Annotated in this window: 15 protein-coding genes; 4 read left to right on the forward strand and 11 right to left on the reverse strand. The window is 71.9% G+C overall.

The genetic code is table 11. The annotated features are described in order from the left end of the window. Nucleotide 1 precedes the first annotated feature (1 nt). Nucleotides 2–2,575 (reverse strand): DEAD/DEAH box helicase, encoded by a 2,574-nt coding sequence (locus tag ACFWRO_RS22125; RefSeq protein WP_384512780.1) that lies wholly within the window; start codon nucleotides 2,573–2,575, stop codon nucleotides 2–4. 71 nt (nucleotides 2,576–2,646) lie between these two features. On the opposite strand from ACFWRO_RS22125, the gene ACFWRO_RS22130 reads away from it, so the two are divergent. After that, nucleotides 2,647–3,438, forward strand: coding sequence for a metal-dependent hydrolase (locus tag ACFWRO_RS22130; RefSeq protein ID WP_315890593.1), 792 nt, complete (start codon nucleotides 2,647–2,649; stop codon nucleotides 3,436–3,438). A 74-nt stretch (nucleotides 3,439–3,512) separates the two neighbouring features. On the opposite strand, the gene ACFWRO_RS22135 is transcribed toward ACFWRO_RS22130, so the two are convergent. Beyond that, a complete protein-coding gene (locus tag ACFWRO_RS22135; RefSeq protein WP_384512781.1) occupies nucleotides 3,513–5,294 on the reverse strand; it encodes an ABC transporter ATP-binding protein in 1,782 nt (593 codons plus the stop codon). After that, nucleotides 5,291–7,120 (reverse strand): ABC transporter transmembrane domain-containing protein, encoded by a 1,830-nt coding sequence (locus tag ACFWRO_RS22140; RefSeq protein ID WP_384512782.1) that lies wholly within the window; start codon nucleotides 7,118–7,120, stop codon nucleotides 5,291–5,293. The genes ACFWRO_RS22135 and ACFWRO_RS22140 overlap by 4 nt, the downstream gene beginning before the upstream one ends. 304 nt (nucleotides 7,121–7,424) lie before the next feature. On the opposite strand from ACFWRO_RS22140, the gene ACFWRO_RS22145 reads away from it, so the two are divergent. Next, nucleotides 7,425–8,591, forward strand: coding sequence for a S1 family peptidase (locus ACFWRO_RS22145; RefSeq protein ID WP_384512783.1), 1,167 nt, complete (start codon nucleotides 7,425–7,427; stop codon nucleotides 8,589–8,591). A gap of 111 nt (nucleotides 8,592–8,702) precedes the next feature. Here the strand turns inward: ACFWRO_RS22145 and ACFWRO_RS22150 are convergent, their stop codons facing one another. The 3 genes from ACFWRO_RS22150 to ACFWRO_RS22160 form a co-directional block, all read right to left on the reverse strand. Then, nucleotides 8,703–10,130, reverse strand: coding sequence for a Gfo/Idh/MocA family protein (locus tag ACFWRO_RS22150; RefSeq protein WP_384512784.1), 1,428 nt, complete (start codon nucleotides 10,128–10,130; stop codon nucleotides 8,703–8,705). Nucleotides 10,131–10,344: 214 nt separating this feature from the next. After that, the gene (locus tag ACFWRO_RS22155; RefSeq protein ID WP_384512785.1) at nucleotides 10,345–13,269 is read right to left on the reverse strand and encodes an FAD-binding and (Fe-S)-binding domain-containing protein; all 2,925 of its coding nucleotides are present in this window, start codon (nucleotides 13,267–13,269) and stop codon (nucleotides 10,345–10,347) included. Nucleotides 13,270–13,306: 37 nt separating this feature from the next. After that, on the reverse strand, nucleotides 13,307–13,750 hold the full coding sequence (locus ACFWRO_RS22160) for a MarR family winged helix-turn-helix transcriptional regulator (RefSeq protein ID WP_384512786.1): 444 nt from the start codon (nucleotides 13,748–13,750) through the stop codon (nucleotides 13,307–13,309). A gap of 94 nt (nucleotides 13,751–13,844) precedes the next feature. Here ACFWRO_RS22160 and ACFWRO_RS22165 point away from each other — a divergent pair, with 94 nt between their 5' ends. Continuing rightward, nucleotides 13,845–15,680: an ABC transporter ATP-binding protein gene (locus ACFWRO_RS22165; protein WP_384512787.1), complete on the forward strand. Its 1,836-nt coding sequence runs from the start codon at nucleotides 13,845–13,847 to the stop codon at nucleotides 15,678–15,680. Nucleotides 15,681–16,004: 324 nt separating this feature from the next. After that, nucleotides 16,005–16,874 (forward strand): endolytic transglycosylase MltG, encoded by an 870-nt coding sequence (gene mltG, locus ACFWRO_RS22170; protein ID WP_384512788.1) that lies wholly within the window; start codon nucleotides 16,005–16,007, stop codon nucleotides 16,872–16,874. 3 nt (nucleotides 16,875–16,877) lie between these two features. Here mltG and ACFWRO_RS22175 read toward each other — a convergent pair whose 3' ends face one another. The 5 genes from ACFWRO_RS22175 to ACFWRO_RS22195 all read right to left on the reverse strand — a co-directional run bounded on the left by ACFWRO_RS22175 (nucleotide 16,878) and on the right by ACFWRO_RS22195 (nucleotide 21,969). Next, complete coding sequence (locus ACFWRO_RS22175; RefSeq protein ID WP_384512789.1) at nucleotides 16,878–17,987, reverse strand: NAD(P)-binding domain-containing protein; 1,110 nt, start codon at nucleotides 17,985–17,987, stop codon at nucleotides 16,878–16,880. Nucleotides 17,988–18,112: 125 nt separating this feature from the next. Beyond that, nucleotides 18,113–19,327: an LLM class flavin-dependent oxidoreductase gene (locus ACFWRO_RS22180; RefSeq protein ID WP_384512790.1), complete on the reverse strand. Its 1,215-nt coding sequence runs from the start codon at nucleotides 19,325–19,327 to the stop codon at nucleotides 18,113–18,115. Beyond that, the gene (locus tag ACFWRO_RS22185) at nucleotides 19,324–20,364 is read right to left on the reverse strand and encodes an ABC transporter substrate-binding protein (protein ID WP_384512791.1); all 1,041 of its coding nucleotides are present in this window, start codon (nucleotides 20,362–20,364) and stop codon (nucleotides 19,324–19,326) included. The genes ACFWRO_RS22180 and ACFWRO_RS22185 overlap by 4 nt, the downstream gene beginning before the upstream one ends. Before the next feature lie 31 nt (nucleotides 20,365–20,395). Continuing rightward, nucleotides 20,396–21,130 (reverse strand): ABC transporter ATP-binding protein, encoded by a 735-nt coding sequence (locus ACFWRO_RS22190; protein WP_384512792.1) that lies wholly within the window; start codon nucleotides 21,128–21,130, stop codon nucleotides 20,396–20,398. Then, entirely contained in the window at nucleotides 21,103–21,969 is an 867-nt protein-coding gene (locus ACFWRO_RS22195; protein WP_384512793.1) for an ABC transporter permease, read from the reverse strand. The genes ACFWRO_RS22190 and ACFWRO_RS22195 overlap by 28 nt, the downstream gene beginning before the upstream one ends. Nucleotides 21,970–22,039 lie beyond the last annotated feature (70 nt).

Here is a 22,039-nt window from a genome sequence, read left to right on the forward strand (position 1 = left end):
TCTACAGCTCGCCCACGGACGTCACGCGGACGACCGCACGGCCCTCCTCGTCGGAGGCCGCGAGATCCACCTCCGCGCTGATGCCCCAGCCATGGTCGCCGTTCGGGTCGGCGAAGGTCTGCCGGACGCGCCACAGCCCGTGCGACGCGTCCTCCTTGATGTTCAGCAGCTTCGGGCCGCGCGCGTCAGGGCCGGTGCCCAGGTCGTCGTACTCGTCCCAGTACGAGTCCATCGCCTCGCCCCACGCGTCCGCGTCCCAGCCGGACTCGGCGTCGAGATCGCCGAGCGCGTCCACGTTGTCCAGGGCCGCCAGCTCCACCCGGCGGAACATCGCGTTGCGCACCAGGACCCGGAAGGCGCGCGCGTTCGCCGTGACCGGCTTGACCTGGTCGGCCTTCTCCTGCGCCTCCTCGGCCGTCTGGACCTCCGGGTTCGCCAGCTGCTCCCACTCGTCGAGCAGCGAGGAGTCGACCTGGCGCACCATCTCGCCCAGCCACTCGATCAGGTCCTGGAGGTCCTCGGTCTTGAGGTCGTCCGGGATCGTGTGGTCCAGCGCCTTGTACGCGCTCGCCAGATAGCGCAGCACGATGCCCTCGGTCCGGGCCAGCTCGTACCAGGAGGTGAACTCCGTGAAGGACAGCGCCCGTTCGTACATGTCACGGATGACGGACTTCGGCGACACCGGGTGGTCGCCCACCCACGGGTGCGACTTCCGGTACACGTCGTACGCGTGCCAGAGCAGCTCGTCCAGCGGCTTCGGGTACGAGATCTCCTGGAGCCGCTCCATCCGCTCCTCGTACTCGACCCCGTCCGCCTTCATCCGGCCGACGGCCTCGCCGCGCGCCTTGTTCTGCATGGCGGCCAGGATCTGGCGCGGGTCGTCCAGCGTCGACTCGACGACCGAGACCATGTCCAGGGCGTACGAGGGGGATTCGGGGTCGAGCAGGTCGAACGCGGCGAGCGCGAACGTCGACAGCGGCTGGTTCAGCGCGAAGTCCTGCTGGAGGTCGACCGTGAGCCGGATCGTGCGGCCCTCCGCGTCCGGGGTCTCCAACTGCTCCACCACACCGCCGTCGAGCAGCGAGCGGTAGATCGCGATGGCCCGGCGGATGTGCCGCAGCTGCGCCTTGCGCGGCTCGTGGTTGTCCTCCAGGAGCTTGCGCATCGCCTCGAAGGCGTTGCCCGGCCGGGCGATCACCGAGAGCAGCATGATGTTGGTGACCTTGAAGCGGGAGGTCAGCGGCTCCGGGTCGGCGCCGATCAGCCTCTCGAAGGTGGTGTCGCTCCAGGCGACGAAGCCCTCCGGGGCTTTCTTGCGCACCACCTTGCGGCGCTTCTTCGGGTCGTCGCCCGCCTTGGCGAGCGCCTTCTCGTTCTCGATGACGTGCTCGGGCGCCTGCGCGACCACGAGACCGGCCGTGTCGAAGCCCGCCCGGCCGGCCCGGCCCGCGATCTGGTGGAACTCCCGCGCGCGCAGCGTCCGCACCCGGGTGCCGTCGTACTTGGTGAGGGCGGTGAACAGCACCGTACGGATGGGCACGTTGACGCCCACGCCGAGCGTGTCCGTCCCGCAGATCACCTTCAGCAGCCCCGCCTGCGCCAGCTTCTCCACCAGGCGCCGGTACTTCGGCAGCATGCCCGCGTGGTGCACGCCGATGCCGTGCCGGACGTAACGCGAGAGGTTCTGGCCGAACTTGGTGGTGAAGCGGAAGTTGCCGATCAGCTCGGCGATCTTGTCCTTCTCCTCGCGCGAGCACATGTTGATGCTCATCAGCGACTGTGCCCGCTCGACGGCCTGCGCCTGGGTGAAGTGGACGATGTAGACCGGGGCCTGCTTGGTCTCCAGGAGCTCGGTCAGGGTGTCCGTGATGGGCGTGAGCTCGTACTCGTACGAGAGTGGCACCGGCCGCGTCGCGGAGCGGACCACCGAGGTCGGCTTGCCCGTGCGCCGGGTCAGGTCCTTCTCGAACATCGCCACGTCGCCGAGCGTCGCCGACATGAGCACGAACTGCGCCTGCGGGAGTTCCAGGATCGGGATCTGCCAGGCCCAGCCACGGTCCGGCTCCGCGTAGAAGTGGAACTCGTCCATGACGACCTGGCCGATGTCGGCGTACTTGCCGTCGCGCAGCGCGATCGAGGCCAGCACCTCGGCCGTGCAGCAGATGATGGGCGCGTCGGCGTTCACGGACGCGTCGCCGGTCAGCATGCCCACGTTCTCGGTGCCGAAGAGCTTGCAGAGGTCGAAGAACTTCTCCGACACCAGCGCCTTGATCGGCGCGGTGTAGAAAGTGACCTGGTCATTGGCCAGGGCCGCGAAGTGTGCACCCGCCGCGACCAGCGACTTTCCCGATCCTGTGGGCGTGGACAAGATCACGTTCGCCCCGGAGACCACCTCGATCAGCGCCTCCTCCTGAGCCGGGTAGAGCGTGATGCCCCGGCCCTCCGCCCAGGAGGAGAAAGCCTCGAAGAGGGCGTCGGGGTCGGCGTTCGGCGGCAGCTGATCGATAAGGGTCACGCCCCCATCTTGCCTGGATTCCGCCCGGATGAGGGAACCGGCCACCGGCCCGAAGATCACGGACGATACGCTGACCCGTCGACCGGTCGTCAACTGAGCGCCGGCACCGGAGGAATGGGGCGGGGACAACCATGATGGGACCGGCGCACTCGCTGTCCGGAGCGGCGGCCTGGCTGGGCGTCGGAGCGGCCGCTGCCGCCGCCGGCCACCCCATGCCGTGGCCGGTTGTCGTCGTCGGAGCGCTCATCTGCGCGGGCGCGGCCCTCGCCCCCGACCTCGACCACAAGTCCGCGACGATCTCGCGCGCCTTCGGACCGGTCTCCAAGGGCCTGTGCGAGATCGTCGACAAGCTCTCGTACGCCGTCTACAAGGCGACCCGCTCCAGCGCCGACCCCCGCCGCTCCGGCGGGCACCGCACGCTCACTCACACCTGGCTCTGGGCGGTCCTCATCGGCGCCGGAGCCTCGGTCCTGGCCATCACCGGCGGCCGCTGGGCCGTCCTCGCGATCCTCTTCGTCCACCTCGTGCTCGCCGTGGAAGGGCTGCTGTGGCGGGCCGCCCGGATGTCCAGCGACATCCTGGTCTGGCTGCTCGGTGCCACCAGCGCCTGGATCCTCGCGGGCGTCCTGGACCAGCCGGGCAACGGCGCCGACTGGCTCTTCACCGCCCCCGGGCAGGAGTACCTCTGGCTGGGCCTGCCGATCGTCCTCGGCGCCCTCGTGCACGACATCGGCGACGCCCTGACCGTCTCCGGCTGCCCGATCCTGTGGCCGATCCCGGTGGGGCGCAAGCGCTGGTACCCGATCGGCCCGCCGAAGGGGATGCGGTTCCGCGCGGGCAGCTGGGTCGAGCTGAAGGTCCTGATGCCGGCGTTCATGCTGCTCGGCGGTGTGGGCGGGGCCTCGGCGCTCGGGTATCTGTAGCGAGCCTTTGACAGCGCGGTACGACGCGTGGGCCCGCCCCTGGAGAGAGATCCGGGGGCGGGCCCACGCGCATGTCACCCGTGCCACGACCTCCACAGCGCGGCGTACGCGCCGTCCGCCGCGACCAGCTCGTCGTGGCTGCCCAGCTCGCTGATCCGGCCCTCCTCGACCACCGCGATCACGTCCGCGTCGTGCGCCGTGTGCAGCCGGTGGGCGATCGCGACGACCGTACGGCCGTCCAGGACCCGGGCCAGCGAGCGCTCCAGATGACGCGCCGCCCTCGGGTCGAGGAGCGAGGTCGCCTCGTCCAGGACCAGCGTGTGCGGGTCGGCGAGGACGAGCCGGGCCAGGGCGATCTGCTGGGCCTGCGCCGGGGTGAGCGCGAGCCCGCCCGAGCCGACCTCGGTCTCCAGGCCCTCCTCCAGGGCCCGCGCCCAGCCGTCCGCGTCGACCGCGCCGAGCGCCGCCCACAGCTCGGCGTCCTCCGCGCCCGTCCGCGCGAGCAGCAGGTTGTCGCGGAGCGAGCCGACGAAGACGTGGTGCTCCTGGTTGACCAGGGCCACGTGCTCGCGGATCCGCTCGGCCGGCATGCGCGCCAGCTCGGCCGCGCCGAGCGTCACCGAACCGGTGCGCGGGGCGTAGATGCCCGCGAGCAGCCGGCCGAGCGTCGACTTGCCGGCGCCGGACGGGCCGACCAGCGCGAGCCGGGTCCCCGGGGCGAGGTCCATCGACACCCGGTGCAGCACGTCGACGCCCTCGCGGTAGCCGAAGCGCACCTCGTCGGCGCGGACGTCCCGGCCCTCGGGGCGCACGGCCCCGTCGCCCGCGTCCGGCTCGATCTCGTGGACGCCCACGAGTCGGGCCAGCGACACCTGGGCCACCTGCAGCTCGTCGTACCAGCGCAGGATGATCCCGACCGGCTCGACCAGCATCTGGGCGAGCAGTGCGCCGGTGGTCAGCTGGCCTACGTCGATCCAGCCCTTGAGCACGAACACCCCACCGAGCAGCAGGACGCCCGACAGGACGAGGGTGTGGGTCAGGTTGACGACCGGGAACAGCACCGAGCGCAGGAAGAGGGTGTACCGCTCCCACGCCGTCCACTCCCGGATCCGCCGGTTCGACAGGCCGACGCGCCGTCCGCCCAGGCGGTGCGCCTCGACCGTGCGGCCCGCGTCGACCGTCTCGGCGAGGACCGAGGCGACCGCCGCGTACCCGGCGGCCTCCGAGCGGTACGCCGACGGCGCCCGCCGGAAGTACCAGCGGCAGCCGACGACGAGCAGCGGGGCCGCGATCACGATGGCCAGGGCGAGCGGGGGCGCGGTGACGAGGAGACCGCCGACCAGCAGACCGGCCCAGACGACACCGATCGCCAGCTGGGGAACGGCCTCCCGCATGGCGTTGGCGAGCCGGTCGATGTCCGTGGTGATACGGGACAGCAGGTCACCGGTCCCGGCCCGCTCCAGGACGCCGGGCGGCAGCCCGACAGAGCGGACGAGGAAGTCCTCGCGCAGGTCGGCCAGCATCTCCTCGCCCAGCATCGCGCCGCGCAGCCGTACCAGGCGCACGAAGACGGTCTGGACGAGGAGAGCGGCCACGAACAGGGCGACCGTACGCGTCAGATGCAGCTCGCGCGTGCCCTCCGAGAGCCGCTCGACGACCGTGCCGAGGAGGTACGGGCCCACCATCGAGGCGATCACCGCGACCATGTTGACGCCGACGAGCAGGGCGAACGCCGTGCGGTGGCGGCGCAGCAGCTCGCGTACGTAGCCACGTACGGTCGCCGCCGTCCCCACGGGCAGGGTTGTCGCGGACGTGGGGGCCGCCGGGTCGTACGCCGGTGGCGCCAGGCCGATCATGCCGTCTCTCCTTCCAGCTCGGCTTCGAGCTTCTCGTCTTCGAGCCTCGTCTCCAACACCTGTTTCCCCAGGGCCTGTTCGTCGTCCGTCTCACGGGTGACGACGGCCCGGTAGCGCGGTTCGGTCCGCAGCAGCTCGCGGTGCGTGCCGATGGCCACCACCTCGTCGTCGTGGACCAGGGCCACCCGGTCAGCCCGGTCGAGCAGCAGCGGCGAGGAGGCCAGGACCACCGTCGTACGGCCCTCGCGCAGCGCGCGCACCCCGGCGGCGACGCGCGCCTCGGTGTGCGAGTCGACCGCCGAGGTCGGCTCGTCGAGCACCAGCACCTCCGGGTCCGTCACCAGGGACCGGGCCAGCGCGAGGCGCTGGCGCTGGCCACCGGAGAGGGACCGGCCGCGCTCGGTGATCCGCGTCCTCATCGGGTCGCCGTCGGTGTCCACGGACGCCTGCGCGAGCGCGTCGAGGACGTCCCCGCACTGCGCCGCGGCCAGGGCGTCCTCGGGCGTGACCGCGCCAGAGGCGGGCACGTCGAGCAGCTCGTGGAGCGTGCCCGAGAGCAGGACCGGGTCCTTGTCCTGGACCAGGACGGCCGTGCGGGCGGTGTCCAGGTCCAGTTCGTCGAGGGGCACCCCGCCGAGCAGGACCGAGGTGTGGCCCTCGCCCGGCTCCGTCGGGTGGCCGCCGAGCCGGTCCGCGAGCCGGCCGGCCGCGTCCGGGTCGCCGCAGACGACGGCCGTGAAGAGGCCGGCGGGCGCGAGCAGCCCGGTCACCGGGTCGTACAGGTCGCCGGTCGCCTCGCCGTGCCCGTCCGCGGGCGCCGTGGTCGTGCTGGTCCGCGCGAGCCCGAGGACCCGGGCCGCTCGCTTGGCGGAGGGCCGGGAGAAGGAGTACGCCATGGCGATCTCCTCGAAGTGCCGCAGCGGATGGAGCATCAGCGCCACCGCTCCGTAGACCGTGACCAGTTCACCGACCGCGATCCGCCCGTCGAGCGCGAGGCGCGCTCCGTAGGCGAGCACGCCCACCATGAGCAGACCGGGGAGCAGGACCTGGACGGCCGCGATCAGGGCCCACATCCGGGCGCTGCGGACGGCCGCGCGCCGGACCTCCTGGGAGGCGGCGCGGTAGCGGCCGAGGAACAGCTCCTCGCCGCCGATGCCGCGCAGCACCCGCAGTCCGGCCACGGTGTCCGAGGCGAGCTCGGTCGCCCGGCCCGCCTTCTCGCGCTGGATGTCGGCCCTGCGCGTGGCGCGGGGGAGGAGCGGCAGGACGGCCAGCATGAGCACCGGCACGCCCACCGCGACGACCACGCCGAGGGCGGGCTGGTAGACCACGAGGCCCACGCAGACCAGGACCACGGTCAGCGCGGCGGCGGCGAACCGGGACAGCGCCTCGACGAACCAGCCGATCTTCTCGACGTCGCCGGTGGAGACGGCCACGACCTCACCGGCCGCGACCCGCCGGGTGAGGACCGAGCCGAGTTCGGCGGTCTTGCGCGAGAGGAGCTGCTGGACGCGGGCGGCGGCGGTGATCCAGTTCGTCACGGCGGTGCGGTGCAGCATCATGTCGCCGACCGCGATGCCCGCGCCGAGCAGGGCGAGCAGCCCGCCCACGAGCGCGAGCCGTCCGCCGTCGCGGTCCACGACGGCCTGCACGGCGAGGCCGACGGCGAGGGAGAGGCCGACGATGGAGAGCTGCAGGAGCAGACCCCACAGAAGTGCCCTCACCTGCCCGCCCAGTTGATGGCGGCCGAGCCAGAGGAGGAACCGGGTGCCCGAGCGGACATCGGGGACCCCTGGGTCGGCGTACGGTAGATCGCGAATCTGCATGGCGTCCCGGGATTCCGATGTGTCGGAGGATGGCTGAAACCGTGCAAGGTTCGCGCCGGGCGACGGCCCGCGGCAACCGATTTTCCGCATCGAGGTACAGAACAGGCCAAGGTCGCCCAGACCCTCCCGGTCTCGCGCGGCCGCCCGTGATTTCGGCACGGACCCCTGTGCAGGTATCGGCGGAGCCCCTACTCTCTCCCTCCGGAGAGCGCTCTCAAAGCGCCACGCGGAGAGTTCTCGGCACCGCCATGAGCACCTGATGTTCCCACCCCACGCCACAGGAACAGCAGAAGGGTTCACCACCGTGAGACGAACCAGTGGAACCAGCCGCGCCGGGAGAACCGGCATACGGACCGTCCTCTCCGCCTTCCTCCTCGTCGCCACCTGGGGCGGCGCCGCGCTCGCTCCCACGACCGCGGCCGCCGCGGCCCCCGACCCCGACGCCTCACCCGGACTGATCGCCGCCATGCAGCGCGACCTCGGCCTCACCGAGCAGGGGGCGCGCACCCGACTCGCCCAGGAGAAGGCGGCGTTCGCCGTCCAGCCCTCCGCCGAACGGGCGGCGGGCGCCGACTTCGCCGGCACCTGGTTCGACGCCGACAGCGGCAGGCTCACCGTCGCCGTGACGAACCGCCAGAAGGCAGAGGCCGTACGGAAGACCGGCGCCGACGCCCGAGTGGTCACCCACTCCGCCGCCCGGCTCGACGCCGTCAAGCGACGCATCGATCGCCTCAAGGCACCGGCTGCCGTGGGCAGTTGGCACGTCGACGTACGGACCAACCAGGTGGTCGTCCAGGTCGCCGCCGACCGGGCGGCCAAGGCCGACGTCAAGGCCTTCCTCGACCGCGCCCGCGCCGCAGGACCCGTACGGGTCGAGAAGGTGAACGCGACACCGGCCACCTTCGCCGCCGGGACCGTCGGCGGAGACCCGTACTACACCCACCAGTACCGCTGCTCCATCGGCTTCTCGGTGTATGGCGGCTTCGTCACGGCCGGGCACTGCGGCACGCCCGGCACCTTCGTGCGCGGCTGGGACGGCTCCGACATGGGCTGGTTCCAGGGCTCCTCGTTCCCCGGCGACGACATGGCGTGGGTGAGCACCGGCTACGGCTGGTGGACCGTGCCCGTGGTCATCGGCTGGGGGCAGACCTCGGACCGGCTGGTGCGCGGCTCCTGGGAGGCCCCGGTCGGCTCCTCCATCTGCCGCTCCGGCTCCACGACCAAGTGGCACTGCGGCACGGTCCTCGGCAAGAACGAGACCGTCAACTACGACGTGGGCGCGGTCCACCAGATGACCCGAACCGACGTCTGCGCCGAGGGAGGCGACTCGGGCGGCTCGTTCATCACCGGCGACCAGGCCCAGGGCGTGACGTCCGGCGGCTGGGGCAACTGCTCCTCGGGCGGCAACACCTGGTTCCAGCCGGTCAACGAGATCCTGGGCCGCTACGGACTGACTCTGCACACGGCGTGACCGCGCACACGGCGTGACCGGCCTCTTGATCCGCCGTACCCCCTGATCTGTCGCCTCCCCGCGACAGAGACGGCCGCACCCGCTCCCCGAGCGGGTGCGGCCATCGTCGTCCTAGGCGGGCTTCACCGAGTCCACGCCGGACCGGGCCTTCTCCCACTCGCCGCGCGTGAAGTCGGGGATCGCCTGCGGCGCGCCCTTGGCCTTGATCGAGTCATGGCTGAGCGGCACCGGAGCCGTCCAGGTCGCCGCGTCGTAGACGTCGAAGTCGGGGACCAGACCGAGCCGCATGCACTGCGTCAGCCGGTAGAGCATGATGTAGTCCATCCCGCCGTGACCGCCCGGCGGATTGGCGTGCTCCTTCCAGAGCCAGTGGTCGAAGTCCTTCGCGTACGCCGCGAAGTCGCCCCACTGGTGACCCTGGTGGTCCGGCTCCAGATAGATCCGTTCCGGATAGTCCTCGAACACCCCCAGCGTGCCGCCGAGGCTGTTGATCCGGCTGTACGGGTGAGGGGTCGAGACATCGTGCTCCAGGCGGATCACGCGCCCCTTCGCCGTCTGGACGACGCTGATCGCCCGGTCGGCGCCGATGTAGGACTCCTTCCAGCTCGGGTCGCCCGCCGGCATGTGCTTCGCCCGGTACTCGGCGAGCCCGAGCGCCGGGGTGCCGAAGCTGCTGATGCTGACCACCCGGTCGCCCCGGTTGACGTCCATGTAGTTGGCGACCGGACCGAAGCCGTGGTTCGGGTAGAGGTCGCCGCGCAGCCGGGTGTGCCAGAGGCGGCGCCACGGCCCCTCGTAGTACGTCGGCGAGAACATCAGCTCGCGCAGGTCGTGGTTGTACGCCCCCGCCCCGTGCAGCAGCTTGCCGAACTTGCCCGCGTGCGCCATCCGCAGGACACGCATCTCGTTGCGGCCGTAGCAGCAGTTCTCCAGCTGCATGCAGTGGCGGCGGGTCTGCTCGGAGAGGTCGACCAGCTCCCACAGGTCCTTGAGCGTCATCGCGACCGGACACTCGACGCCGACGTGCTTGCCGTTCAGCATCGCCGTCTTCGCCATCTCGAAGTGGAGCTCCCACGGCGTCGCCACATAGACGAAGTCGACGTCCGTGCGCTTGCAGAGGTTCTCGTAGTCGTCCTCGCCGTTGGTGTACACGGCCGGGGACGGCTGTCCGGCGGCGACGACCTTGGCGGCGGCGCGCTCCGTCTTGTCGCGGACCGGGTCGCAGACCGCGACCACCCGCACCCCGGGGAGGATCAGGAAGAGGTCGATCATGCTGCCGCCCCGGTTGCCGAGGCCGACGATCCCGACCCGGACCGTGGAGCGCTTGGTGAAGGGGACGTTCGCCATGGTGGCGCCTCTGCGGCGGGGCGCCCCTGCGGTCTGTCCGGCGAGCTGCTCGGCGGCCGCGGCCGCCTCCGGCGTGGCGGCCTCGGCGCTTCCGGTGCCCAGGGCGCCGAGGCCGATGCCCGCTCCCGCGACCCCGGCCGTGGTCCGCAGAACGGAGCGGCGGCTCGGCGGCTGCGGTGCGTTGTCGTTCATGGAACCTCCAGTAGCTGTGTGCACGGCTGGCTCATGAATCCCGCTCAGGACCCTGGCCGCAGGGACTGGTGGTGCGCAAGGGCGCGGATTGGACTCATACGACGGGTGGTTGGACTCTTTCATTCCGCGTCGCCGGACCACGCGGACGACAAGGGCCCGTCACCCACATGGGGTAAGGGCCCTCGTCATCCGTCGCCAAAAGGGTGACGGACCGTCAGGGACGCGTCGCGCGCTCGAGCGCGAGCAGGGCCGACTGGTAGATCCGGCCCGTCGCCCGGTCCATACCGATCTCGCACATCCGGTTCGCCGACAGATGGAGCTCGAACGGACGCGCCGTCACCTCGGCCGCCTCACGGGCGGTCGCCGAGGCCGTCAGCTCCGGATGCAGCATGCCCCGGTCGCCCGCGAAGGCGCAGCAGCCCGCGTCGGCCGGTACGACGACCTCCTCGGCGCACGCCCGCGCCAGCGCCGTCAGCTGCTCCTCGTCCCCCAGGTGCCGCATCGAGCAGGTCGGGTGGACCACCGCAGACTCCACCGTGCGGCGCACGTCGAGCCGGGGCAGCAGTTCGTCCGCCGCCCACACCAGGGAGTCGACGACGGTCAGCGCCGCGTGCAACTCCCGGTTGTCGTCCGTGAGATACGGCACCACCTCATGGGCGATGCCGAGCGTGCACGAGGAAGCGTCGACCACCAGCGGCAGCCGCCCGCCCGCCGTCCAGCCCCAGGCCGCCTCCACGATCCGGTTGGCCATCACCTCGTTGCCCCGCTCGTACCCCTTGGAGTGCCAGATCGTCGCGCAGCACGTACCGGCCACGTCGTCCGGGATCCACACGGGCCGGCCCGCCCGGCCGGAGAGCGCCACCACCGCCTCCGGCAGCGACGGGCCACGCCGCCCCTCCGGGCCACCGAAGATCCGGTTCACACAGGCCGGGTAGTACACGGCGACGGCCGCCGGGCGGTGCGTCCGGGGGAGCCGGCGGCCGGCCGCGCCCGGGATCTCCGGCAGCCACTCCGGTACGAGATCGGGCCGGACCACCTTGCGCGCCAGGCCGGTCGCCGCTCCCAGGATCCGGTCGCCGATCCGGTCGGCCGCCGCGACCGCGAGCCGCGCAGAGGCCTCCACGGCCCGGAAGTTCCTGGCCGCCAGCGCCGCGATCCGCTCCTCGCGCGTCGAGTGCCGCTGGTGGCGGAACTCCTTCATCAGCGCCCCGGTGTCGATCCCGACCGGGCAGGCCAGCTTGCAGGTGGAGTCGCCCGCGCAGGTGTCCACGGCGTCGTAGCCGTACGCCTCCAGGAGACTCGCCTCCACGGCGGAGCCGTCGCCCTGGCGCATCACCTCCCGGCGCAGCACGATGCGCTGCCGCGGAGTCGTCGTCAGATCATGGCTGGGACACGTCGGTTCGCAGAAGCCGCACTCGATGCACGGGTCGGCGATCGCCTCGATCCTCGGGATCGTCTTCAGGCCCCGGAGATGGGCCTGCGGGTCGCGGTCGAGGACGATCCGAGGGGCGAGCACCCCGCCGGGGTCGACGACCTCCTTGATCCGCCACATCAGCTCCGTCGCCCTCGGCCCCCACTCCAGCTCCAGGAACGGGGCGATGTTGCGGCCGGTCGCGTGCTCGGCCTTGAGCGAGCCGTCGAACCGCTCCACCGTCAGTTTGCAGAACTCGTCCATGAACGCGGCGTACCGCTCCACGTCCGCCGGATCGCCGGCGTCGAAGGCCAGCAGGAAGTGCAGGTTGCCGTGGGCCGCGTGACCGGCCACGGCCGCGTCGAAGCCGTGCCGGGACTGCAGCTCCAGGAGGTCGGCGCAGGCCTCGGCGAGCCGGGCCGGCGGCACGGCGAAGTCCTCCGTGATCAGCGTCGTACCGGAGGGGCGCGAGCCGCCCACCGCCGTCACGAACGCCTTGCGGGCCTTCCAGTACCCGCCGATCCTGCCGGGGTCGCGGGTGAACGCGTTGTCCACCGAGGCGACGGGCGCGACCAGTTCGAGCTCCGCGAGGACGGCGGTGGCCGCCCGCTCGTACGCCTCCTGCGCGGCGGTGTCCGGGGCGCGGAACTCCACCAGGAGCGCCGTCGTCTCCTTGGGCAGCTCCGCCCAGTCGGCGGGCACTCCGGCGACGCTGACCGAGGCCCGCAGGGTGTTGCCGTCCATCAGCTCGACCGCGATCGCCCCGGCCTCGTTGAAGCGCGGCACGGCGGCGGCAGCGGCGGTCAGCGAGGGGAAGAAGAGCAGCGCCGTGGAGACCCGGCGGTCCAGCGGGAGCGTGTCGAAGACGACCTCGGAGATGAAGCCGAACGTGCCCTCCGAGCCGACCATGAGCCCGCGCAGGATCTCCACCGGCGTCGCGCCGTCCAGGAAGGCGTCCAGGCGGTAGCCGTTCGTGTTCTTGATGGCGTACTTGGCGCGGATCCGGTCCACCAGCTCCGCGTCCGCCTCGATCTCGGCCCTCAGCTCCATCAGTCCCGCGCAGAGGCGGGGCTCGGCGCGGGCGAGCTCCTCGTCGGCGGCCGGGTCGCCGGTGTCCACGACGGTGCCGCTCGGCAGCACGACGGTGAGGGAGGAGACCGTACGGTACGAGTTCCTGGTCGTCCCCGCCGTCATGCCCGAGGCGTTGTTGGCGACGACCCCGCCGATCGTGCAGGCGACGGCGCTCGCCGGGTCGGGGCCGAGGACCCGGCCGTGCCGGGCGAGGGCCGCGTTGACCCGGACGACGGTGGTGCCGGGGCGGATCCGGGCGCGGACGCCGCCGTCGAGGACCTCGACGCCGACCCAGTGCCGGCGCACGTCGACGAGGATGTCCTCGCCCTGCGCCTGCCCGTTCAGACTGGTCCCGGCCGCCCGGAAGACCACCTCGCGACCCTTGCCGTGGGCGTACGACAGGATGGCGGAGATGTCGTCGATGTCCTCCGCGACCACCACGACCTGCGGCACGAAGCGGTAGGGGCTGGCGTCGGAGGCGTACCGCACGAGGTCGGAGATCTTCGAGAGGACCTTCTCGGGGCCGAGGAGCGCTTCCAGCTCCTCCCGCAGTCGGCGCGGGGTGCCCCGGGACTGGAGGTCGGGGACCCGGTCGGGGGCAGGCCTGCGCTCCGTACCGGGGCGCAGGGCCTGCGGGTTCGGCTCCAGCAGTGGCATGTCACGGATCCCCTCGGCGCTCCCGGCACCCGAGCGGTCAGCAGCGGCGCTCCGGCACGTGGTCGACCAGAGCGGACAGCAGACCTCCGAGCACCTCGCGCTGGTCGACGGTCAATGGAGCAAGGATGTCCTCTGCGGCCGCGCGACGCGCGCTGCGCAACGCGCGCAGCGTCTCCCGACCGGTGTCCGTCAGCTCGATCCTGATGACCCGTCGGTTCGTCGGATCGGCCACGCGGCGGACCCGCCCCGCGGCCTCCAGACCGTCCACGAGGCTGGTGACGGCCCGGGGGACCACCTCCAGGCGCGCGGCGAGATCGGCCATCCGGGGCGGCTGCTCGTAGTGCGCGACCGTGCGCAGCAGCCGGGACTGGGCGGGGGTGATGCCGACCGGCTCGAGCAGCCGCTTCTGGCTGCGCTGCAGCCGGCGGGTGAGGCGGAGGAGCTGCTCGGCGAGGAGGCCGTCGGCGTCGGGGCTGTTCATGGGGGAACAATATCAGGACCTGGTTCATTGTGAGTATAGGTAACAGTGAGCTATGCTCTGATCGTTCTGACCTCTCACACCCTCGTAGGAGCCCATGCGTCACCACGAAGAGTCCGAATGGACACCTCCCCCACGCGATCCCGCGCAGCCGAAGGAGCCCGCCCAGACGCGGCGCATCCTGCGGCTCTTCCGTCCCTACCGCGGCAGGCTCGCGGTCGTCGGCCTGCTCGTCGGCGCCTCGTCCCTGGTGTCGGTGGCCTCGCCGTTCCTGCTCAAGGAGATCCTCGACGTCGCGATCCCGCAGGGCCGCACCGGGCTGCTCAGTCTGCTCGCCCTCGGCATGATCGCCACCGCCGTGATGACCAGCGTCTTCGGCGTGCTCCAGACGCTGATCTCCACCACCGTCGGCCAGCGCGTGATGCACGACCTGCGCACCGCGGTCTACGGCCAACTGCAGCGGATGCCGCTCGCCTTCTTCACCCGCACGCGCACCGGCGAGGTCCAGTCCCGGATCGCCAACGACATCGGCGGCATGCAGGCGACGGTCACCTCGACCGCCACCTCCCTCGTCTCGAACCTCACCGCCGTCGTCGCCACCGTCGTCGCGATGCTCGCGCTCGACTGGCGCCTCACCGTCGTCTCGCTGCTCCTGCTGCCGGTCTTCGTCTGGATCAGCCGCCGCGTCGGCCGCGAGCGCAAGAGGATCACCACCCAGCGGCAGAAGCAGATGGCCGTCATGGCCGCGACCGTCACCGAGTCGCTCTCCGTCAGCGGCATCCTGCTCGGCCGCACCATGGGCCGCTCCGACTCGCTGACCAGGTCCTTCGCCGAAGAGTCCGAGCGCCTCGTCGACCTCGAAGTGCGCTCCTCGATGGCCGGACGCTGGCGGATGTCCACCATCGGCATCGTCATGGCGGCCATGCCCGCGCTGATCTACTGGGCCGCGGGCCTCGCCCTCCAGACCGGCGGCCCCGCGATCTCGCTGGGCACCCTGGTCGCCTTCGTCTCGCTCCAGCAGGGCCTCTTCCGGCCGACGGTGAGCCTGCTCTCCACCGGCGTCCAGATGCAGACCTCGCTCGCGCTCTTCCAGCGGATCTTCGAGTACCTCGACCTGCCCGTCGACATCACCGAGCCCGCAGACCCGGTCCGGCTCCCGAAGATCAGCGGCGAGGTCACGTTCGAGAACGTCGACTTCCGCTACGACCCCGAGAACGCCGGCCGGCCCACGCTCGACGCCGTCGACCTGGCCGTCCCGGCCGGCGGCAGCCTCGCCGTGGTCGGCCCCACCGGATCCGGCAAGTCCACCCTCAGCTATCTCGTGCCCCGGCTCTACGACGTGACCGGCGGCCGGGTCCTCCTCGACGGCGTCGACGTCCGCGAGCTCGACTTCGACACCCTCGCCCGGGCGGTCGGTGTGGTCTCCCAGGAGACGTACCTCTTCCACGCCTCGGTCGCCGACAACCTGCGCTTCGCCAAGCCCGACGCCACCGACGAGGAGATCCACGAGGCCGCCCGCGCCGCGCAGATCCACGACCACATCGCCGGCCTGCCCGACGGGTACGACACCCTCGTCGGCGAGCGCGGCTACCGCTTCTCGGGCGGCGAGAAGCAGCGCCTCGCCATCGCCCGCACCATCCTGCGCGACCCGCCCGTGCTCATCCTCGACGAGGCGACCAGCGCCCTGGACACCCGTACCGAACACGCCGTCCAGCAGGCCATCGACGCCCTCTCCGCCGGACGCACCACGATCACCATCGCCCACCGGCTCTCCACCGTCCGGGACGCCGACCAGATCGTGGTCCTCGACGCGGGCCGGATCGCCGAGCGCGGCACCCACGAGGAGCTCCTCGCCCGCGACGGCCGGTACGCGGCCCTGGTGCGCAGGGACGAACACGCGAACGTGGGAGCGGTTGTTCCCCAGAACGTGTGATCGTTCCGGGATTCGTTGCTCAACTCCCTTGTGACAGCTGATGATTACGGTGCGCAAGCGACGGGCTGCAGACCGCGACCGCGCACTGTCCCGCAGATGCACTTTGCACAAGGAGAAGCACCACCATGAACGTCATCACCAACCTGCTCGCCGGCGTCCTCCACTTCCTGGGCTGGCTCGTCTGACGGCTGGCTCGTCCGACCTTCCGTCCGGTTCGCCCGGCAGGAAAAGCGGCGCCGTCGGTCCCCCGTCCCAGGGGGCCGGCGGCGCCGCCGCGTGTCGGGGCTCCCCGGATTCGCGAGCGGGCCGGGTTAGCGTGCGCCCATGACGTACCGGTCCTGGCAGCCCGAACACCGTCGCCGCCGCCCCCGGCTCACCCGGCGCGGCCGGATCGCCCTACTCATCGGCGCCGCCCTCGCCGTGGCCGCGGCGGCGATCACCGTTCCCCTGCTTCTCCTCGGCGGCGAGGAGAAGCCCGCCCCCGAGAAGCAGCGGACCCTGCTCATCCCCGAGGGCTGGCGGGCCGGACAGGTCTATACGGCCGTCGATCGTTCCCTCGGCCTCGCCGCGGGCACCACCCGCAAGGCCGCCGACACCCCGGTCACCCCCCTGGGCCTGCCGGCCGCCACCCAGGGCAACCCCGAGGGGTACCTCTTCCCCGCGACCTATCCGGTCGTGTCGGCGACCACCCCGGAGAGCCTGCTCCGGTACATGGTCCAGACGGCGGGCAAGCGCTTCGGCGCCGAGCACATCACGGCGGGCGCCCAGCGCAACGGCGTGAGCGTGCACCAGACGGTGATCATCGCGAGCATCGTCCAAGCGGAGGCAGACACGACCGAGGACATGGGCAAGGTCGCCCGGGTCGTCTACAACCGGCTCGCTCGGGGCATGGCGCTCCAGATGGACTCGACCCTGAACTACGCCCTGGGGCGTTCCACCGTGGACACCACCCACGCGGACACTAAGATCGAGAGCCCCTTCAACACCTACGAGCGCACCGGCCTCCCGCCCACCCCGATCGGGAACCCGGGGGAGCAGGCGATGACGGCAGCCATCGAACCGGCCAAGGGTGACTGGCTGTACTTCGTGACCGTGCAGCCGGGGGACACCCGGTTCACCGCCGACTACGCCGAACACCAGGCGAACGTCGAGGAGTTCAACCTTGTCCGCCGCGCGGCCAGGGGAGAGGGCTGACGCTTACCTGGCGGCGGCCGGCTCCGGCTCGAGCTCCTGTTCCCGCTCCCGCTCCAGGAGGCGGCGGATCTCGGTGACGGCCGCGCGCCCGGCGCGGTTGGCGCCGATCGTCGAGGCCGAAGGCCCGTACCCGACGAGATGGACGCGCTCGTCGCGTACCGCGCGCGTCCCCTCCACCTGGATGCCGCCACCCGGCTCGCGCAGCCGGAGCGGGGCCAGGTGCTCGATCGCGGCGCGGAAGCCCGTGGCCCAGAGGATCACGTCGGCGTCGACGGTCCGGCCGTCGGCCCAGGCCACACCGGTCGGGGTGATGCGGTCGAACATGGGGTTCCGGTCCAGGACACCGCGCCGACGGGCCTCGCGGATGGCGTCGGTGAGCGGCAGGCCCGTGACGGAGACGACGCTCTGCGGCGGCAGCCCCTTCCGTACCCGCTCCTCGACCAGGGCGACCGCCGCCCGGCCGACCGTCTCGTCGAACGGGCCCTCGCGGTAGACGGGCTCGCGCCGCGTCACCCAGGTCGTCTCCGCCGCGACCTCGGCGATCTCCATCAGGTGCTGGGTCCCGGACGCTCCGCCGCCCACGACGATCACCCGCTGACCTGCGAACTCCTCGGGGCCCGGGTAGTTCGCGGTGTGCAGCTGGCGGCCGCGGAAGGTCTCCTGGCCCGGGTAGCGGGGCCAGAAGGGGCGGTCCCAGGTGCCGGTCGCGTTGATCAGCGAGCGGGTGGCGTACGTCCCCTCCGAGGTCTCCACGAGCAGCCGGCCGCCCTCGCCCTCACGGACGGCGCGCACCTCCACGGGGCGGTGGACGCGCAGGTCGAAGCGGTCCTCGTAGGCCGCGAAGTACGCGCCGATCACCTCGGACGAGGGCCGACGGTCGTCGGCCCCGGTCAGTTCCATGCCGGGCAGCGCGTGCATCCCGTGGACCTTGCCGTACGTGAGCGAGGGCCAGCGGAACTGCCAGGCGCCGCCGGGGCGCGGGGCATGGTCGAGGACGACGAAGTCCCGGTCGGGGAGCAGGCCGGTGCGGCGCAGGTGGTAGGCGGCGGAGAGCCCGGCCTGGCCCGCGCCGATGACGACGACGTCCACGTCTCGTACCCCGAAATCGTTCACGATTCCACTAACCGTGGAGGGGTCGAGGATCTTCCCGTACGGCAAGCGGTGCCCGGTGTCCCCCACCCCAGAAGGGGACACCGGGCACCGCGTCCCTCACCCGCCGATCACCGCGCGCCTGCCGCCTACCGCCCGCCGCCCGCCAGGAGCAGCGGGGCGCCGCCGGGCGCGGACGCCGGGCGCCCGTTGGCGGCCGGGACGCCGAGCAGCGGTGAGGCGGGGATCCTCGGCAGGAGTCCGCGCGCCGCCAGCTCGGGGGTCACGCCCTCCCCGAACCAGTACGCCTCCTCCAGATGCGGGTAGCCGGAGAGCACGAAGTGCTCCACTCCGAGGTCGTGGTACTCCTCGATCCGGTCGGCGACATCGGCGTGGCTGCCCACGAGCGCGGTGCCGGCCCCACCCCGTACGAGACCCACGCCCGCCCACAGGTTCGGCGCGATCTCCAGCTTGTCCCGGTCGAGCGAGCCGCCGCCGTGCAGCGCCAGCATCCGCTGCTGACCGACCGACTCGCTGCGGCCGAGCGTCTGCTGCGCCGCCGCGATCGTCTCCGCGTCGAGGTCGGACAGCAGCCGGTCCGCCACCGTCCACGCCTCGCGCGCGGAATCCCGGGAGATGGTGTGCAGCCGGATGCCGAACCGCACCTCACGCCCGCGCTCCTCGGCGAGCTTCCGGATCCAGTCGATCTTCTCCTTGACCTGCCACGGCGGCTCGCCCCAGGTCAGATACACATCCGCGTGCTCCGCCGCGACCGGCCCGGCCGCCGCCGACGAGCCGCCGAAGAAGATCTCCGGCAGGGGGTCCGGCGGCAGGGCGGTGAGCGCGCCCTCCACCTGGTAGTGCTCGCCCTCGAAGTCGTACGGCTGCCCGGTCCACGCCCCGCGCACGACCTTCAGGAACTCGGCCGTGCGGGCATAGCGCCGGTCGTGGTCAAGATGGTCGCCGAAGCGCCGCTGCTCCACCGAGTCGCCGCCGGTCACGACATTGAGCAGCAGCCGCCCCCGGGTGATCCGCTGATAGGTGGCGGCCATCTGCGCCGCGAGGACGGGCGAGATCACGCCAGGGCGGAACGCCACCAGGAACTTGAGCCGCTCGGTGTGCTGGGCGAGCGCCGCAGTCGTCAGCCAGGCGTCCTCGCACCACGTGCCGGTGGGGGTCAGCACGGCCTCGAAGCCCAACTGCTCGGCCGCTTTGGCGATCTGCGCCAGATACTCGATGTCGGGGGCGCGTACGCCGGTCACGGCGCGGGACCGGGTGATGCCGCCGTCGGTGTAGGCGTGCCGGTCGACGAGCGTACGGCCGTCGCCGCCGGTCGGCAGGAACCAGTGCAGATGGACGGTCATGAGGTGGATCCCTTTCCGTAGCCGCGCGGCGCGGTGGTGGACGGCGGCAGGTTCTTGTTGAAGCGGGTGTCGACGTAGTCGGCGAAGTCGAACTTCCGTGGGATCAGCTTCAGTTCGGCGAAGGTATCGGCGATCGCCTGCTCGGAGGCGATGGCCTCCTTGTCGATAGCAACCGCGATCCGGGTGCCGCTGCTGCGCTTCACGGCGGCGAGCGCGACCTCGTAGGGCAGCCCGGTCTCCTTCGCCCAGACCTTCGCCCAGACGTCCGGGTGGTCGTGGACCCAGTCCTGGGCGCGCCGCAGCCGGTCGATGAAGTCGCCGATCGCCGCGGCCTTCTCCTTGTCGGCGAGCGCGGCGGGCGAGGCGACCGAGAAACCGAGCCCGTTGACGACGCCCCGGCCGTCGGTCAGGATCCGCGCCTTGCCGTTCGCGAGCACCTGCGAGGTGTACGGGTCCCAGACGGCCCACGCGTCGACTTTGCCGCTGGTGAACGCGGCGAGCGCGTCGGCGGGCTGGAGCAGGGTCACCTCGATGTCGTCGAGCGAGAGCCCCGCCTGCTTGAGCGAGGCGACCAACTGGAAGTGGGCGGAGCTGCCTTGGGCGACGGCGACCGTCCGGCCCTTCAGATCCTGGGGCGTGCGGATCGGCGAATCCGTCGGCACGAGGATCGCCTCCCCGGCCGAGTCGCTGTGGGTGGCGGCAACGACGGTGATCTTCGAGTCGGCGCCGGCGGCGAAGACGGGCGGGGTGTTGCCGACCGAACCGATGTCGACGGCCTTGGCGTTGACCGCCTCCAGGAGCGGTGGTCCGGAGGTGAAGGTCGACCACTGGATGCGGTAGGGCAGATCGTCGAGTTCGCCGGCCGCGCGCAGGACGGCTTCCGAACCGCCCTTCTGGTCACCGACGTTGAGGACGACGGAGCCCTTGCCGTCGGAGTTGGAGCCGGCGCCGGAGTCGGCTGAGGAGGGGGAGGAGCAGGCGGAGGCGAGCAGCGCGAGGGGCAGGAGGAGAACAGCGGGCAGGAGTGAGCGCTTCATGACGGGTCTCTCGGGTCTCGGGTCGCGGAGGTCAGGCGGCTTGGTGGACGGCGGGGAGCTCGGCCTCGACGCCGAGTTCGGCGAGGAGGCGGGAGCGCAGGGCGGCGAAGGCGGGGTCGCCGGCGGCGCGGGGGCGGTCGAGGGCGACGGGGGTGTCGTACGCGATCACGCCGTCCCGCATCACAAGGGCGCGGTCGGCGAGGAGCAGCGCCTCGTCGACGTCGTGCGTCACGAGCAGCACCGCGCACCCGCGCCGCTGCCACAACTCGGCCACCAGACGCTGGGCCTTGATGCGGGTGAGCGCGTCGAGCGCCCCGAACGGCTCGTCGAGCAGCAGGAGGTCGGGTTCCCGGACGAGGGCGCGGGCGAGCGAGGCGCGCTGGGCCTCGCCGCCGGACAGTGTCTTGGGCCAGGCGCCCGAGCGCTGACTGAGCCCGACCTCTTCCAACGCCCGCTCGGCGACGGCCCGTTCGGGCCTGCCGGGCAGCCCGAGCAGCACGTTGCGCCACACCCGCTTCCACGGCATCAGACGGGGCGCCTGGAAGGCGACCGCCCGGCGCCGGGGGACGAGGACGGTCCCGGAGATCTCCCGGTCGAGCCCCGCAAGGACCCGAAGGAGCGTCGACTTGCCGCAGCCGCTGTGCCCGAGGAGCGCGGTGAACTCGCCCGCCCGCAGGGTCAGATCGAGGTCGTCGATGACGGGACGGCCGTCGAAGGAGCGGGTCAGCCCCTCGACGGTCACTGCCCGGTGAAGGTCGGTCGCCATTGCAGCAGCAGCCTTTCGAGAGTACGGACGACGGCGTCGGCCAGCAGGCCGAGGAAGGCGTAGACGACGAGGCAGACGACGATGACGTCGGTACGGAAGAACTCCCGCGCCTGGTTCATCAGGAAGCCGATGCCGGCGTCGGCGTTGATCGACTCCCCGAAGACGAGCGCGAGCCACGCGGTCGCGAGGGAGTACCGCAGCCCGGTCATGGCACCCGGCAGCGCCCCGGGCAGCACCACGTGCCGGATCAGCCCCCAGCGCTTGAGCCCCAACGACTCGCCGGCCTCGACCAGTTGGGCGTCGACGCCCCGGATACCGGCGTACACGTTCAGATATAGATGGAAGGCGACACCGAGTGCGATGAGCGCCACCTTGGGCGCCTCGCCGATGCCGAGCCAGATGATGAACAGCGGGATGAGCCCCACCCAGGGCACGGTCCGCAGCATCTGCACCGTCGCGTCGACGAGGTCCTCGCCGAGCCGCGAGAGCCCGGAGACCAGCGCGAGCGACACCCCGATCGCGCCGCCCAACAGCAGCCCGACGGCGACGCGTTGGAGCGAGACGCCCATGGCGTGCGGCAGGGTGCCGTCGGCGATCAGCTCGCCACCGGCGCGGGCGATGGTCCCGGGGGAGGCGAGCACGTCGGCGGGCAGGACACCGGCCGAACTGAGCACCTGCCAGGCGACGAGCAGCAGCAGGGGCCCGACGGCCCGCCGCAGCCAGCGAGGCGTCCGCGCGATCCGCCCGGAACGGCTACGAGCGGCCGGGGTCACCTCCTCAAGTAGCGAAACGGGGGATATATCCGGCAGTGAAGCGGGCGGGGCATGGCCGACCGTCATGAGGGCACTCCGCAGGGAGGGAAAGAAAAGGGAGATGAATACGCGTCAGCGCCCACACACACGCCGGAAA

It is taken from the genome of Streptomyces sp. NPDC058579 (assembly GCF_042718575.1).
Lineage (GTDB): Bacteria > Actinomycetota > Actinomycetes > Streptomycetales > Streptomycetaceae > Streptomyces.

Coding starts and splice junctions, on each gene's coding strand:
- ACFWRO_RS22130 (WP_315890593.1), top strand. CDS start 2,647: ATGATGGGACCGGCGCACTCGCTGTCCGGAGCGGCGGCCTGGCTGGGC.
- ACFWRO_RS22135 (WP_384512781.1), bottom strand. CDS start 5,294: ATGATCGGCCTGGCGCCACCGGCGTACGACCCGGCGGCCCCCACGTCC.
- ACFWRO_RS22140 (WP_384512782.1), bottom strand. CDS start 7,120: ATGCAGATTCGCGATCTACCGTACGCCGACCCAGGGGTCCCCGATGTC.
- ACFWRO_RS22150 (WP_384512784.1), bottom strand. CDS start 10,130: ATGAACGACAACGCACCGCAGCCGCCGAGCCGCCGCTCCGTTCTGCGG.
- ACFWRO_RS22155 (WP_384512785.1), bottom strand. CDS start 13,269: ATGCCACTGCTGGAGCCGAACCCGCAGGCCCTGCGCCCCGGTACGGAG.
- ACFWRO_RS22160 (WP_384512786.1), bottom strand. CDS start 13,750: ATGAACAGCCCCGACGCCGACGGCCTCCTCGCCGAGCAGCTCCTCCGC.
- ACFWRO_RS22165 (WP_384512787.1), top strand. CDS start 13,845: ATGCGTCACCACGAAGAGTCCGAATGGACACCTCCCCCACGCGATCCC.
- mltG (WP_384512788.1), top strand. CDS start 16,005: ATGACGTACCGGTCCTGGCAGCCCGAACACCGTCGCCGCCGCCCCCGG.
- ACFWRO_RS22180 (WP_384512790.1), bottom strand. CDS start 19,327: ATGACCGTCCATCTGCACTGGTTCCTGCCGACCGGCGGCGACGGCCGT.
- ACFWRO_RS22185 (WP_384512791.1), bottom strand. CDS start 20,364: ATGAAGCGCTCACTCCTGCCCGCTGTTCTCCTCCTGCCCCTCGCGCTG.
- ACFWRO_RS22190 (WP_384512792.1), bottom strand. CDS start 21,130: ATGGCGACCGACCTTCACCGGGCAGTGACCGTCGAGGGGCTGACCCGC.
- ACFWRO_RS22195 (WP_384512793.1), bottom strand. CDS start 21,969: ATGACGGTCGGCCATGCCCCGCCCGCTTCACTGCCGGATATATCCCCC.